The 14,358-nt window shown below is 69.1% G+C and carries 12 protein-coding genes and 2 riboswitches; of the genes, 2 read left to right on the forward strand and 10 right to left on the reverse strand.

What is annotated here, in order from left to right; genetic code table 11:
- Positions 1-110 precede the first annotated feature (110 nt).
- The gene (locus ABT137_RS13935; RefSeq protein ID WP_351707397.1) at positions 111-1,340 is read left to right on the forward strand and encodes an alpha/beta hydrolase; all 1,230 of its coding nucleotides are present in this window, start codon (positions 111-113) and stop codon (positions 1,338-1,340) included.
- On the opposite strand, the gene ABT137_RS13940 is transcribed toward ABT137_RS13935, so the two are convergent.
- From ABT137_RS13940 to ABT137_RS13985, 10 genes are all read right to left on the reverse strand, one after another.
- The gene (locus ABT137_RS13940; RefSeq protein ID WP_351707400.1) at positions 1,249-1,908 is read right to left on the reverse strand and encodes a trimeric intracellular cation channel family protein; all 660 of its coding nucleotides are present in this window, start codon (positions 1,906-1,908) and stop codon (positions 1,249-1,251) included. The two genes, ABT137_RS13935 and ABT137_RS13940, sit on opposite strands and share 92 nt — an antisense overlap.
- Before the next feature lie 47 nt (positions 1,909-1,955).
- Entirely contained in the window at positions 1,956-3,347 is a 1,392-nt protein-coding gene (locus tag ABT137_RS13945; RefSeq protein ID WP_351707403.1) for a M1 family metallopeptidase, read from the reverse strand.
- A 100-nt stretch (positions 3,348-3,447) separates the two neighbouring features.
- Positions 3,448-4,866, reverse strand: coding sequence for an ABC transporter ATP-binding protein (locus tag ABT137_RS13950; RefSeq protein ID WP_502984514.1), 1,419 nt, complete (start codon positions 4,864-4,866; stop codon positions 3,448-3,450).
- A gap of 29 nt (positions 4,867-4,895) precedes the next feature.
- Positions 4,896-5,987 (reverse strand): ABC transporter ATP-binding protein, encoded by a 1,092-nt coding sequence (locus tag ABT137_RS13955; RefSeq protein ID WP_351707409.1) that lies wholly within the window; start codon positions 5,985-5,987, stop codon positions 4,896-4,898.
- Positions 5,984-6,991: an ABC transporter permease gene (locus ABT137_RS13960; protein ID WP_351707412.1), complete on the reverse strand. Its 1,008-nt coding sequence runs from the start codon at positions 6,989-6,991 to the stop codon at positions 5,984-5,986. Before ABT137_RS13960 ends, ABT137_RS13955 begins: the two co-directional genes overlap by 4 nt.
- A gap of 72 nt (positions 6,992-7,063) precedes the next feature.
- Positions 7,064-8,818, reverse strand: coding sequence for an ABC transporter substrate-binding protein (locus tag ABT137_RS13965; RefSeq protein ID WP_351707415.1), 1,755 nt, complete (start codon positions 8,816-8,818; stop codon positions 7,064-7,066).
- A 58-nt stretch (positions 8,819-8,876) separates the two neighbouring features.
- On the reverse strand, positions 8,877-9,875 hold the full coding sequence (locus ABT137_RS13970; protein ID WP_351707418.1) for an ABC transporter permease: 999 nt from the start codon (positions 9,873-9,875) through the stop codon (positions 8,877-8,879).
- Positions 9,876-10,231: 356 nt separating this feature from the next.
- A complete protein-coding gene (locus ABT137_RS13975) occupies positions 10,232-11,029 on the reverse strand; it encodes an enhanced serine sensitivity protein SseB C-terminal domain-containing protein (protein WP_351707421.1) in 798 nt (265 codons plus the stop codon).
- 150 nt (positions 11,030-11,179) lie between these two features.
- Complete coding sequence (locus ABT137_RS13980) at positions 11,180-11,971, reverse strand: enhanced serine sensitivity protein SseB (protein WP_351707424.1); 792 nt, start codon at positions 11,969-11,971, stop codon at positions 11,180-11,182.
- A 115-nt stretch (positions 11,972-12,086) separates the two neighbouring features.
- Positions 12,087-12,761 carry an AAA family ATPase gene (locus ABT137_RS13985; RefSeq protein WP_351707515.1) on the reverse strand — a complete coding sequence of 225 codons (675 nt, stop codon included), beginning with the start codon at positions 12,759-12,761 and terminating at the stop codon, positions 12,087-12,089.
- A gap of 183 nt (positions 12,762-12,944) precedes the next feature.
- A riboswitch (glycine riboswitch) is annotated at positions 12,945-13,043 on the forward strand.
- A riboswitch (glycine riboswitch) is annotated at positions 13,044-13,153 on the forward strand. It abuts the riboswitch before it with no gap.
- 48 nt (positions 13,154-13,201) lie between these two features.
- Between ABT137_RS13985 and gcvT the strand changes: the two genes are divergently transcribed.
- On the forward strand, positions 13,202-14,329 hold the full coding sequence (gene gcvT / locus ABT137_RS13990; RefSeq protein WP_351707427.1) for a glycine cleavage system aminomethyltransferase GcvT: 1,128 nt from the start codon (positions 13,202-13,204) through the stop codon (positions 14,327-14,329).
- The last annotated feature ends 29 nt before the right edge of the window (positions 14,330-14,358 follow it).

Consider the following 14,358-nt stretch of genomic DNA (forward strand, 5'->3'; position numbering starts at 1 on the left):
CGGCGTCCCGTCGGTAAAGGATCCCTCCACCGAGTGAGGTTCCGGCAATTTCTAGGTAAGTGTCCGGACACGTCCGTAACCCGGAGCCCGCAATTCCCCTCTATGGGGACATGAGCCTCACCGGGACTCCGTTCCTCTACACGACCGTCGTGCTGTCCGTGGTCGCCCTCATACTGCCGCTCGTCCTGTGGTCGAGGATGCGCGGGCCCAAGGCCGTGCGTGCCGCGGCCCGGGTCCTGATGCTGCTGTTCGCTCAGGCCACCGCGGTGACGCTGATCTTCGTGCTGGTCAACAACGAGAACAACCTGTACGACAACTGGGCCGACCTCCTCGGTACCGGCAACCATGTCCAGCAGGCCGCGAACCTCGGCCAGGACGGTACCGGCGGCATAGCGCTGAAACGGTTGCCCAAGGTGAAGCAGGCCTTCGCGGCGGCCGACGGACCGGGCATGCGGGCGGCCGGCGGGGTCGAGGTCACCCAGCTCAAGGGCCGGGTCTCGGGCGTCAACGCCGAGGTCTACGTCTGGTTGCCGCCCCAGTACCACGAGCCCGCCTACCGCAACCACCGCTTCCCGGTCGTGGAGCTGCTGCCCGGCTACCCCGGCTCGGCGAAGGCCTGGTTCGGTTCGCTGAAGGTGACCGAGCAGCTGGAGCCGCTGATGAAGAGCGGCAGGGTCGCGCCCTTCATCCTGGTCGCGCCGCGCACCAACCTGCTGGCCGGGGTGGACACCGGCTGCGCCAACATCCCGGGCACGGTCAACGCGGACAGCTGGCTCAGCATCGACGTGCCGAAGATGGTGACCGACAACTTCCGCGCCGCGGCCGCCCCCGCCAACTGGGCCGTGGCCGGCTACTCGGCGGGCGCGCACTGCGCGGTCAAGCTGGCGGTCGCCCATCCGGACCGCTACCGGGCCGCCATCAGCCTCTCCGGATACAACGACCCGATCGGCGAACGCAACTCGCTCGCCGCGCAGAGCGTGACCCTGCGCGAGCAGAACAACCCCTACCTGCTGCTGCGCAAGGCGGCCACCCCGCCCCGGATCGCGCTCTACATCTCCGGCGAGTCCGGCGACGGCTACCAGGCCGGAGTCGCGCTCGAACAGATCGCCAAGGCTCCGACCACCGTGCACGTGGTGTACCTGCCGCACAGCGCGGGCGGCCACAACATGGCGCTGTGGCGGCCCCAGGTGCCGACGGTCTTCGAGTGGCTCACGCTCAACATGGGCCAGAGCCACGTACGGGCCGGGGCTACTCCTCCCGAACCGTCGAACGCCGGTTCCACGCACGCGGCGCTCGCCAGTGGTACCGCATCGCGAGCAGGCGCAGTACGAAAGCGGTGACGACCGCGAGCCCGCTGGTGAACGGGTTCAGCGCGTCGTAGTGGATGCAGAGCACCACCGTCGTCGCCCCGACGATCGCCGGGACCGCGTACAGGTCGCGGTCCCAGCGCAGCAGCGAGGGAACCTCGTTGGCGAGCACGTCCCGGAGCACGCCACCGCCGACCGCGGTGGCGAGCCCCAGGGCGGCGGAGGCGGTGAGGTTGAGGCCGTAGGAGTACGCCTTCGTCGTGCCGCTGACGGCGAACAGGCCGAGGCCGGCGGCGTCGAAGACCAGGACCGCCGACTGGATCCGCTCGACGTGCGGATGCAGGAAGAACACCACCAGGGCGGCGATGAGCGGGGTGATGAAGTACCCGAGGTCCGTGAAGGCGGCCGGGGGGACGGCCCCGATGATCACGTCCCGGAAGATCCCTCCGCCCAGCGCGGTGACCTCGGCCATCACTCCGATGCCGAAGACGTCGAAGTTCTTGCGGACGGCCAGCAGCGCGCCGGAGATGGCGAACACGAAGATGCCGATGACGTCGAGCGTGTGCTGGACGGAGGGAGAGAAGAGTTGCTGGAGCTGCACCCTGACATTGTGACCCGCCAGGGTGCATGAACCTTACAAAGCCAGGCCTACAGGGTGGGTTTCCCTGTGGTGAACAGCCAGGTCTGGAACAGGTCGTCCAGCTGCTGCCCGCTGACCTTCTCCGCGAGGCGGATGAAGTCGGCGGTGTCGGCGTTGCCGTAGCGGTGCAGCTTCGTCCAGGCCGGGAGCAGCTTGAAGAACGCGGTGTCGCCGATGCGTTCGCGCAGCATCTGGAGGGTCATGGCGCCGCGCTGGTAGACGGCCGAGGCGAACATGGTGTCGCGCTGCGGGTCCGCGACGGTGATCTGCCAGAAGGGGTTGTCGGCGGCCCGGGAGTTGTAAGCGGTCAGGAAGGAGTCGTGGGCGGACTTGGTGCCCTGGTGCTCGGCCCACAGCCACTGGGCGTAGGTGGCGAAGCCCTCGTTGAGCCAGATGTCCTTCCACTGCGCCACGCTCACCGAGTCGCCGAACCACTGGTGGGCCAGCTCGTGCACGATCGTGGTCTCGCTGCGCACCGCCGAGTAGGCCGGCTTGCTCTGCACCTCCAGCGAGAACCCGGCCTCGGGCATGTCGTCGACGATGGCCCCGGTCTCCTCGAAGGGGTACGGCCCGAAGACCTGCGACCAGTAGTCGGTGGCGGCGGCGGTGACGGCGTACACGTCGACGGTGTTGCTGTTCGCGAGGACCGGGTCGATGGCGACGTAGATCGGGATGCCCGAGGGGGTCTTCCCGGTCCGCACGTCGAACTTCCCGATGGTGGCGGTGGCGAGGTAGGTCGCCATCGGCTTCGACTCGCGCCAGTGCGTGTACGTCGAGCCGCCCTTGTCGTACGTCGACACCAGCCGGCCGTTGGAGACGCCGGTCAGGCCCTCGGGAGCCTTGATCCGGATGTCGTAGGTGGCCTTGTCGGAGGGGTGGTCGCTGGACGGGAACCAGGTGGAGGCGGCGTTGGGCTCGCAGGCGACGAAGACGCCGTCGGCGGTCTTCATCCAGCCGTAGTCCGAGCCGAACACGATGGGGCCGTTGAGGGCTTCGGGTATCCCGCCGTAGCTGACGGAGACGGTGAAGTCACGGCCCTTGCGGAGCGCGTCCCGCGGGGTGACGGTGATCTCGTCGCCGGTGCGCGTGAACTCGGCGCGTCTGCCGTTCACTTCGACCTTCGTGACCTCCAGCTTCTGGAGGTCGAGGTCGAAGGCGGAGAGGTTCTGGGTGGCGCGGGCGGTGAGGGTGGTACGGCCGTCCAGGCGGCCGGTGTCCGGGGCGTAGGCCACGTCGAGGTCGTAGTGGCGGGCGTCGAAGCCGCCGTTGCCGAGTTGCGGGAAGTAGGGGTCGCCGATGCCGTCGGCGCCCGGGGTGGGGGCGGGGGCGGCGGCTATGACGAAGGAGGCGGCCGCCGCGGTTGCGACGGCCGCCAGACGTGCCGAACGGGAGAGGCGCATGAGTCGTCCCTTTCGAGCGTGCCGGTCAGTTGACGGACACGGTTGACTCTGCGCTCTCCCGTTAAGACATGTACATGACTTTGCAAAGTCGTGTCATGGGCTACTTGTCGGTTGACTCCTGTGACGCCTGTGACTCGGCTGTGGCGTCACCGGCCGCGGGCTTCTCGACGGCTTCGGCCGCGGGCTCCTCAGCGGCTTCGGCTACGGCTTCGGCTTCGGCTACGGCCTCGACCTCGGCTTCGACCTCGACCTCGGCTTCGACCTCGGCTTCGACCTCGGCTTCGACCTCGGCTTCGGCCTCGACCTCGGCCTCGACCTCGGCTTCGGCTTCGGCTTCGGCTTCGGCTTCGGCTTCGGGAGCGTCCGCCGGCGCGGCCTCCGTGGCCTCGGCCGGCTGCGCCGACTCCTCCAGGACCGCCTCGCCCACCAGCTCCGAGGCCTCCTTCGCCGCGGTCAGCAGGACCGTGTCCTGCGGGGCCTGGTCGGCGAAGTTCTCCGGGTGGTGGCACGCCACCCGCTGGCCCGGGCGGAGTTCGAGGAGCGGCGGCTCGGTCGTCGTGCAGATCTGCGTCGCCTTCCAGCACCGGGTGTGGAAGCGGCAGCCGGACGGCGGGGCGATCGGCGACGGCACGTCACCGCGGAGCAGGATGCGCTCGCTCTTCTGCCCGCGGCGCTTCGGGTCCGGGACCGGCACCGCCGACATCAGCGCCTTGGTGTACGGGTGCATCGGCGACTCGTACAGCTTGGTGCTGTCGGCGAGTTCGACGATCTTCCCGAGGTACATCACCGCGACCCGGTCCGAGACGTGCCGGACGACGGAGAGGTCGTGGGCGATGATCACGTAGGTGAGGCCCAGCTCCTCCTGCAGGTCGTCCATGAGGTTGACGACCTGCGCCTGGATCGACACGTCCAGGGCGGAGACGGGCTCGTCGGCCACCACCAGCTTCGGCTTCAGGGCGAGCGCGCGGGCGATGCCGATGCGCTGGCGCTGGCCGCCGGAGAACTCGTGCGGGTAGCGGTTGTAGTGCTCGGGGCTCAGACCCACCAGCTCCAGGAGGCGCTGGACCTCCTTCTTGACCCCGCCCTCCGGCTCGACGCCCTGCAGCCGGAACGGCGCGGAGACGATCGAGCCGATGGTGTGCCGCGGGTTCAGGGAGCCGTACGGGTCCTGGAAGATCATCTGGATGTCGCGGCGCAGCGGGCGCATCTTCGCGGTGGACAGGTGCGTGATGTCCTGGCCCTCGAAGGTGACCTTGCCGCCGGTCGGGTCCTGGAGGCGGGTGATGACCCGGCCCATGGTCGACTTGCCGCAGCCCGACTCGCCGACGACGCCGAGGGTCTCGCCCTTGCGCACCTCGAAGTCGATGCCGTCGACGGCCTTCACCGCGCCGACCTGCCGCTGCAGGATGCCCTTCTTGATCGGGAAGTGCTTCTGCAGGCCCTCGACCTTCAGCAGCACTTCACGGTCTCCGGAGGCCTTCTCGGACGCCTTCTCGGATGCCGACGCCTGCTGCGGGATGACGGCGTCATCGGTTTTCTTCGTGTCGCTCACAGCTTCGGCGCAATCTCTTCGGTCCAGATCCGCGTGCGGTCCTCGGCCGAGAGGTGGCAGGCGGACCAGTGGCCGCCGTCGACCTGCTGCAGCTCGGGGCGGACCGTGCGGGTGACGTTCCCCTTGGGGAGGTCCGCGTACGGGCAGCGCGGGTGGAAGGCGCAGCCCGAGGGGACGTTGATGAGGCTCGGCGGCTGGCCCTTGACCGGGATGAGCCGGTCGGAGGTCTCCCGGTCGATGCGCGGCATCGAACCCAGCAGGCCCCAGGTGTAGGGGTGCTGCGGCTTCTCGAAGATCTCGTCGACCGGGCCGCGCTCCACGCACCGGCCGCCGTACATCACCAGGACGTCGTCGGCGATCTCGGCCACCACACCCAGGTCGTGGGTGATGAGGATGACCGCGGAGCCGAACTCCTTCTGGAGGTCGCGGATCAGGTCGAGGATCTGCGCCTGGACGGTGACGTCGAGGGCGGTGGTCGGCTCGTCCGCGATGAGCAGCTCGGGGTTGTTGACCAGGGCCATGGCGATCATGGCGCGCTGGCGCATACCGCCGGAGAACTCGTGCGGGTAGCCGTCGACGCGCTTGGCGGGCTCGGGGATGCCGACCCGGTCGAGCATCTCGATGGCGCGGGTGCGGGCGACCTTCTTGCTGACGTTGTTGTGCACCCGGTACGCCTCGACGATCTGGTCGCCGACCTTGTAGTACGGGTGCATCGCGGACAGCGGGTCCTGGAAGATCATCGACATCTCGCGGCCGCGGAGCCGACGCACCTCGTCCGGGGACGCGTTCACCAGCTCCTTGCCGCCGAGCCAGATCTCGCCGGACATCTGCACGTTCTTGCCGCGGGCGCCGAGCCGGTGCAGGCCCATGATGGCCAGCGAGGTGACGGACTTGCCGGAGCCGGACTCGCCGACGATGGAGAGGGTCTTGCCCTTCTCCAGCGAGAAGCTGAGGCCGTCGACGGACTTGACGATGCCGTCGTCCGTCGGGAAGTGCACCTTGAGGTCGCGGACTTCGAGGAAGGCGTCGGACGGGGCGGCCGGCGTGGGCTCGCCCACGGCAGCGCCGGTCTTGGAGAGTTCGGTCACGAGAGCCTCACCCGCGGGTCGGCGGCCGCGTAGAGCAGGTCCACCAGGAGATTTGCGATCACGACGAAGAAGGCGGCGAGCAGGGTCACGCCGAGGATCGGGGGCAGGTCGTTGTCGTCGATGGCCTGCACCGCGTACTGGCCGATGCCGTGCAGCGAGAACACGGTCTCGGTGATCACCGCGCCGCCGAGCAGCAGACCGAGGTCCATGCCGAAGACGGTGATGATCGGGGTGAGCGCGGCGCGCAGTCCGTGCCGGACGACGACCTTGCGCTCGCGCAGGCCCTTGGCGCGGGCGGTGCGGATGTAGTCCTCGTTCATCGTCTCCAGCATGCCCGAGCGGGTGAGCCGCGCGTAGATGGCCGAATACAGGAGAGCGAGCGAGCACCAGGCGGGGATGAGGGTGTTGGCCCACTGCGCCGGGTTCTCGGTCAACGGGACGTACGTTCGGCCGAAGATCGGCCATTGGTAGGTGAAGAGCAGGATCGCCAGATTGCCCGTGAAGAACATGGGCAGCGAGACGCCGGCGAGGGCCACACCCATGAAGGTGCGGTCGAAGAAGGAACGCGGCTTCAGCGCGGAGACCACGCCGATCGCCACGCCGGAGACCAGCCACAGCACGGCCGCGCCGAGGGCCAGCGACAGGGTCACCGGCATCCGGGAGGTCAGCTGCGGCCAGACCGCCTGGTGGGTCTTGAAGGAGTAGCCGAAGCACGGTGCGTCACAGTGCACCGTGGTGGGGCCCAGATCATAGGTGGCGCCGGAGACGATCCCCTTGATGAAGTGCCAGTACTGGACGTAGACGGCTTGGTCCAGACCGAGGTTGTGCTTGACCGCGGCGATGTCCGCCTTCGACGGGCTCTTGCCGATGTACTGCTGCGCCAGCTGATCAGCGGTCTGCCCGGCGAGTCGCGGCAGCACGAAGAAGATGGCGAAGGTGACCGCGGAGACGACCAGCAGCAGGATCACCGCTGCGAGCGTCCGACGGAGGATGTACGAGATCACGGGGATCGGCGCTGGTGCCCGCGGGCCTCGCGGCCCGCGGGCACCAATGCCTTCACCTGCCTTCCGGGGCTGCTACTTCGACGCGACGCCGATGTTGAGGTAGTCGTACTCGCCGCTGAATGCCGCCGTGGAGACCAGGTTGGTGAAGGTGGTCGGGCGGGCCAGCAGGACCTTGAAGTAGGTCAACGGCACCAGGGCGGCGTCGTCCATGGTCTGCGCGTCGATCTGCTTGTAGATGCTGTTGCGCTCGGTGTCGTCCTGCGTCCCGATCGCCTTGGCCAGCAGGGTGTTGACCGACTTGTTGTCGTACTGCGACAGGTTGGTGTTACCGGACTGGCTGATCGCCTGGCCGTTCAGGATCTGCTGCAGGAAGCCGTAGCCGGACGGCCAGTCGGCACCCCACTGCATCATCATCAGGCCGACGTTCTGCTTGTTGACGAAGTTCGGGACACCGGCGTAGTCGGTGAAGTACTTGCCCGACGGGTACTGCTTGAGGGTCGCGTTGATGCCGACCTTCTTCAGCGAGTTGATGATCGCCGTGGCGGCGTCGATCTCCTGCGGACGGTCCGAGCGGGCCGTGATGTTGGTGTTGATCGACGTCTTGCCGCAGGCCTTCAGCTGCTCCTTGGCCTTGGCGACGTCACCCTTGTTGCCGGTGGTGGCGTAGACGTCCGCCTTGGAGTAGCCCGGGATGTCCGGGGGCAGCACCGTGGTGGCGATGTCACCGCGGATCGGGCCGCCCTCGGCGGTCTGCACCGAGACCTTGTCGATCGCGTACTCGACGGCCTTGCGGCAGGCGACGTTGTCGAACGGCTTCAGCTTGGTGTTGATCGCCATGTAGACCAGACGGCCACCGTAGGTGTTGTCCGTGTTGGCCTTCTTGCTGGCGTCGGTGAGCACCTGGGCCTGCGTGGCGGCCTGGACACCCGATCCGGCGAGGTCGATCGCGTCGCCGGCCAGGACGTCCTTGTCGATCGTCTCCGGGTTGACCTTCAGGTTGACGACGATCTTGTCCGGCAGCTGCTTGCGCAGCGGGTCGGTCTTCGCGTCCCAGTTCTTGTTGCGGACCAGCACGGCCTGCTTGCCGTCCTGGTAGCTCTGGAACTGGTACGAGCCCGAGGACACGATGTTCTTGACGTAGTCGACGCCGTTGTCCTTGGCCTGCGGGACCGGGGCCGTCTGCGGGGCCGAGACCAGGTAGTCGAACTCCTGGAAGGCCTGCTTCAGGTGGAAGACGATCGTGGTGTCGTCCGGGGTCTCGATGGACGAGAGGCCCTTGGCGCTCTTGTCCTTGTAGGGGCCCTTGTACTTGTCGCCGCCGACCAGGAACTGCTGGAAGTAGTTCGGGCCGAGGGAGAGCACGTCACGCGCGAAGTTGGAGCGCTCGACGGCGTACTTGACGTCCTTGGACGTGATCGCCGTGCCGTCCTGGTACTTCAGGCCCGAACGCAGCTTGTACGTCCAGGTCTTGCCGCCGTCGCTGGAGACACCCTTGCTCGCGGCGAGGTCCGGGACCAGGGTGTTGCCCTTGGAACCGGGGCCGGGCTGGAACGTCATCAGCGGGCGGGCGTACAGCCGGCTGAAGTTGTACATGTACGCGTAGTACGTGTTGCCGGGGTCGAACGAGTCCGGGACGTCGGACAGCTCGTAGGTGACCGTCCCGCCCTTCTTGTCGGACGCGTTGACGACACCCTTGGTGGCGGCGTTGGCCGCGGCGGAGCTGCCGCCGTTGTTGCCGTCCTTGTTGTCATCGGCCTTGCTGCACCCTGCAACCAGCAGGGTGGCGGAGCCGATGGCCGCGATCGCGGCCAGCGCTGACCTTCGCATGATGGGCGGGTTCCCCTCCATTGTCGGAAACTTTTCGGGCTCTCGGTGACAGCAGGCGTCAGCGGCTGCGCGGGTCGAGAGCGTCGCGGAGACCGTCACCGAGCAGGTTGAACGCCAGCACGGTCACGAAGATGGCAAGGCCGGGCACGATCATGTACTCGGGATCGACCTGGTAGTACGTCACCGCTTCGCGGAGCATGCCACCCCAGGAAGCCTGCGGGGGCTGGATGCCGACGCCGAGGAAGCTGAGGGACGCCTCGAAGAGGATGTTGGTCGGGATCAGCAGCGTCGAGTAGACGATGATCGGGCCGACCAGGTTGGGCATCAGCTCGCGGAACAGGATGTACGGGCCCTTGGCGCCCATGCCGCGGGAGGCGTCGACGAACTCGCGCTCCCTGAGGGCGAGGGTCTGGCCGCGCACGATCCGGCCCAGGTAGGGCCAGTTGAAGAAGCCGATGACGAAGATGAGCACGCTGAGGTGCAGCGGCAGTCCGTTCAGGCCGAACGCGCCGCCCTGCAGGGTGGCGGAGATGGCGATGGCGAACAGCAGGAGGGGGAAGGCCAGGAAGGTGTCCATCAGCCGGCTGATGACCGAGTCGACCCGGCCGCCGTAGTAGCCCGCGACGACGCCCATGATCGCGCCGATCACGTTGGACAGGATCGTCGAGCCGAAGGCGACGACCAGCGACACCCAGGAGCCCTCCAGGACGCGGGTGGCGATGTCACGGCCGAACTTCGGGTCCACACCCAGCGGGTGATCAAGACTCATGCCACCCCAGCCGCCGGTGGGCAGCGAGGTGTTGGCGTCGATCAGCTCCTGGTGGAAGGCGTTGGGGTCGAGACCGAACAGGGCCTGGATGGGGCGGGCGAGGATCGCGACGAGAATCAGCAGAACGACAACGATGCCGCCGGCCACGGCGACCCTGTCCTTCTTGAACCGGGTCCAGGCGATCTGCCCGAGGGAACGACCCTCGATCTGCCCCTTACCGGCACCCTCCAGCACAGCCTCCGGCTGCGCCTCGGATGACGCCCCGGTGGTCTCGATCGGTGCGGTCACGGTGAGCGACCCCTCTCGCCGGCGGTGACCGGCCTACGCCAGCCGCGGATTGCGGCTTTGTCGACTTGCTCGATCATGAGGTTTAAACAGACCTCACGTCTGACTGGCGAGTCTTCAGCGTCGTCGCGATCACCCGCCAGATCTGGCGAAGAAAGTATGCGCAACCGTGATGCAGTCCGAGGGATTCCGTTATCCGAACAGTGGGTAACGCCCCTCGGACGCCGGTCAGTTGGGACAGAACGCCGAATCCGGCCGGAACGGAACGTTCCACCGCTATCTACGCGCGGAGAAATGTGTTCGTTACGTAAATCTTGTGAACCCGCCCGACCGACCCGAGCGGAGAGCGTCCCGTCGCGTCAGTAACCGCCCTGGGCCGGCGGATACCCGTACCCCGTCGCCGGTGCGGGCGGCAGCGCCCCGTGGGCCTCGCGGTCGTAGAACGGCCGTGCCGTCGCCCGCATCCACATCACGACCGGGTCGTACTCGTCGGTCATCGCGACCGTCGACACCGGCAGCCCGTCCGGCACCGCCCCGATCGACTGCTGCATCATCCCTCGCACCGAGTCCACGGTCGGCGGCGAGGTGTCGTACACGTCCAGACCGATCGCGAGATACGGCGCCCCGAGGGCCGGCTGCACCCAGGCGCGGCGCAGCGAGCGGACCGCGGGGGTGCGGTGGGCGTTCTGCGCGAGCAGCGCGTAGAACTGCGGAACCTCGATCGCCGGTTCGGTGAGCCGCAGCGGGCCGGCCGGCTGGCGGTCCAGGCCGGTGGCGATGCGGCGCAGGTCCAGCCAGGGAATGCCGACACCGCCGCCCGGGGCGTGCGGGTTGAGCCAGAGGCCGAAGTGGTCGGGGTAGAGCGTGCGGGCCACGTCGATGCCGTCGACCACCTCGTACGAGCGGTTCCAGCCGCTCGCGGAGAGTTCCTGGGCCGAGGTCACGCAGGGGGCGTAGCCGTGGCCGTCGACCTCCATGTTCCCGTACTGGGCGTCGGGGGAGCCGGCCTGGCCGTGCCAGAGCAGCATCCAGATCTGGCCGGAGGAGGGCGTGGCGAGGGCGCGGAGGAGTGCCTCGTAGGCGTCGTAGCGCCCGGGGGTTACCTGGCGCAGCATGTGCTCGACCTGTCCGGTCGCCGCGGTGCCGCTGGCGCTCACGTGTTACCGCCCCTTCATCTGGTGCCCCGCGTTCGGAGACAGCTTATGCGCCCAGGGGGCGGGGGCCGATTGCCCGTGCGCGGGTGCGGGATCGTGGTGTTACTTCGCGCAGGTCTCCGCGCCCCTGGGTTGGCTGCCCCGAGGGCGTTTCTAGTGGCCGTACTGATAGAAGGGGCGCACGTTCTCGCGCATCCAGTGCGCCACCGGGTCGTCCGCCACGTCCAGCAGGACCAGGTTCACCGGCCACCGCACCGGGACCCGGCCCAGCGCCTTGCCCAGGGCCTCCAGGGGCAGGGCGCGCATGTCGCCCTCCCACTGGGAGAGTTCGACGCCCACGAACATCACCGGGTCCGCCGTCTCGATCGCGGCGAGGCAACGGCGGGCCGTGGCGACCACGCCGATCGCCGCGAACTCCGCCGACGCCGCGGTCAGGAAGTCCATCGGGTCGTCCTGCCAGTCCGGTTCGAAGAGGCGGACCCGGCCGCCGGAGGCGGGGCCGTCCAGTTCGGTGCGGCCGGTCCGGCAGAGCTGGGCGACCGCCTCCGGCGGCAGCGGGACACCGACCACTCCGCCGGGGTTCACGGCGATGCCGACCTGCGGGGGCAGGCCGCGGGCGAACTCGACCGCCGGGGCGATCGTGTACGACAGGTGGGAGCCGGCCACCAGGCGGAACTGCTCCTCGGAGCTGAAGACCGGCACGTACACCCGGCCCTCGATCTGTGTGGTGGGCAGGTCCAGCGGGCCGCTGTGCGGGCCGCCGCCCTCCGGCAGCGGGATCCACAGGAAACTCCGGCCCAGTACCTCGATGAGCCGGCCCGCCGCCGCGGGCACGCCGAGGGAGGCCGACAGGACCTCCTCCAGTTCGTTGCCGGGCCACCCGCCGTGCGGGTGGGGGTGCGCCTGTGCCGGGAAGTCCGCGGGAATGTCCGCCGGGAAGTCCATCTGCCTACCGCCTGCTGGAAACCGCTGCTGAGGCTGGAAAGGCTAGCGGGTGACGCCGACAAAGCCACCCCACCAGCCGATTCGGGCCGCGAAAGCGATCTCGGCGAAGGCGATCTCAGCCCGCGAAGGCGATCCGGCGCAGGACGTCCGCCGCGTCCCGGTCGAGGAGGACCGCCGAGCCGATGCCCTCGGGCAGTTTCCCCTTCTCCGCCGCACGCAGCAGCCGGCCGGCCGCCCGGCGGTGGCGCAGGAAGGCGTACCGGGAGACGCCCCGGCCGCGCTCGCGCTGGCCGTCCAGTGCCGTGCCCGGCGTGACGTCGAGGAGCAGCAGGTGCAGGGTGCCGCCGCGGCGGCGGGCCTCCCGGGCCAGCCAGTCCCGCACCCAGGCCTGGGTCCCGCAGTCGTGCACGGCCACGCCCTCGCCGGTGCGAAGGGCCCGGCGCAGCCCGGCGTAGTGGGCGAGGCGGACCAGCGGGCGGTAGACGGCGTACGGCAGGAGACGGGCCAGGCGGGCGTCCCAGCGGTCGCGGGTGTCCTGGGAGTCGATGCGGATGCCCTGGACGGTGCGGTGCATCAGGGTGGACTTGCCGCTGCCGGGCAGCCCGGTGACCACGACCAGGTCCCGGGGGCCGAAGAGCAGGCCGTGCGGGCTGTGCCCGGCGCGGTCGCGCAGGTCGCGGACGACCGGTGCGGGGCCGTCGCCGCACCGCTCGCGGGCCGGGGCCGTCGACTGCTGGGGCAGGGCGAGGCCCGTCGTCGTCGCGTATGCCGTGGTCCTTGTCACCGTGATCGTCCTCCCTGGGGATTCAGGAAAGGTTCTCCCCACTTAACGTAAAGAGAAGGTAATGCACGGTGTCTCGCGGTTCCGTTCGCGTCCTGCCACAGGCCCGTCACAGAACGGAGGGGCACGTCCGGCCTGCCACGGCCCCGGGCGGCGTGCAATGATGTCCGCGCCAACTGCATACCGGCCGCTTGAATCCGCGCGGGAGAGTCCCCAGCCGTCTTCGCTGGGGCGCCGAAGGAGCAAGTCCCTCCCTTGAATCTCTCAGGCCCCCGTTACCGCGCGGGCGAGGCACATCTGAAAAGCGGGCCGCTGTGTCAGTGGCTCCACCCAAGGTGCAAGCCGTGATCACGTTCGTGGTCAGGGCGAACCTCTCAGGTTCCGATGACAGATGGGGAGGACAGCCCTCGCCTGTCATGCCCTTGGGACCTTCGGGAGACGACCGACCGATGAGCAGTACCGATTCCGCCGCACCCCGCCGTACCGCGCTCGATGCCCTGCACCGCTCGCTCGGCGCGACCATGACCGACTTCGCCGGCTGGGACATGCCCCTGCGCTACGGCTCCGAGCGCGACGAGCACGTCGCGGTACGGAGCAGGGCCGGGCTCTTCGACCTCTCCCACATGGGCGAGATCACCGTGACCGGCCCCCGGGCCGCCGCCCTGCTGAACCACGCCCTGGTCGGCAACATCGCCTCCGTCGGCGTGGGCCGGGCCCGCTACACCATGATCTGCCGCGCCGACGGCGGCATCCTGGACGACCTGATCGTCTACCGGCTGGCCGAGACCGAGTACCTGGTCGTCGCCAACGCCTCGAACGCCCAGGTCGTCCTCGACGCGCTCGTGGACCGCTCCGCCGGGTTCGACGCCGAGGTGCGCGACGACCGGGACGCGTACGCGCTGATCGCCGTCCAGGGCCCGGAGTCCCCGGGCATCCTCGCCTCCCTCACGGACGCCGACCTGGACGGGCTGAAGTACTACGCCGGGCTGCCCGGCACCGTCGCCGGCGTCCCGGCGCTGATCGCGCGCACCGGCTACACCGGCGAGGACGGCTTCGAGCTGTTCGTGAAGCCGGAGCACGCGGTGGAGCTGTGGCAGGCGCTGACCAAGGCGGGTTCCGCGGTGGGCCTGGTGCCGTGCGGGCTGTCCTGCCGGGACACGCTGCGGCTGGAGGCGGGCATGCCGCTGTACGGCCATGAGCTCACCACCTCGCTCACCCCCTTCGACGCCGGGCTCGGCCGGGTGGTGAAGTTCGAGAAGGAGGGCGACTTCGTGGGACGCGCGGCGCTCGCCGAGGCCGCCGCCCGTGCGGAGCAGAACCCGCCGCGCGTGCTCGTCGGCCTGGTCGCCGAGGGCCGCCGGGTGCCCCGCGCCGGATACCCGGTGGTCGCCGGCGGCGAGGTGATCGGCGAGGTCACCTCGGGCGCCCCCTCCCCGACCCTGGGCAGGCCGATCGCCATGGCGTACGTCGACGCGGCGCACTCGGCGCCGGGCACGGCGGGCGTCGGCGTGGACATCCGGGGCAGTCACGAGCCGTACGAGGTCGTGCCGCTGCCGTTCTACAAGCGCCAGAAGTGATCGCCGCTACCGGCGTCGGCAGCAGCCAC

The organism is Streptomyces sp. NPDC001980 (assembly GCF_040296885.1).
Classification (GTDB): Bacteria; Actinomycetota; Actinomycetes; order Streptomycetales; family Streptomycetaceae; genus Streptomyces.

Bases quoted from the DNA above. Each gene is read 5' to 3' on its own strand.
- ABT137_RS13935 (WP_351707397.1), top strand. From the start codon at position 111: ATGAGCCTCACCGGGACTCCGTTCCTCTACACGACCGTCGTGCTGTCC.
- ABT137_RS13945 (WP_351707403.1), bottom strand. From the start codon at position 3,347: ATGCGCCTCTCCCGTTCGGCACGTCTGGCGGCCGTCGCAACCGCGGCG.
- ABT137_RS13965 (WP_351707415.1), bottom strand. From the start codon at position 8,818: ATGCGAAGGTCAGCGCTGGCCGCGATCGCGGCCATCGGCTCCGCCACC.
- ABT137_RS13980 (WP_351707424.1), bottom strand. From the start codon at position 11,971: ATGGACTTCCCGGCGGACATTCCCGCGGACTTCCCGGCACAGGCGCAC.
- gcvT (WP_351707427.1), top strand. From the start codon at position 13,202: ATGAGCAGTACCGATTCCGCCGCACCCCGCCGTACCGCGCTCGATGCC.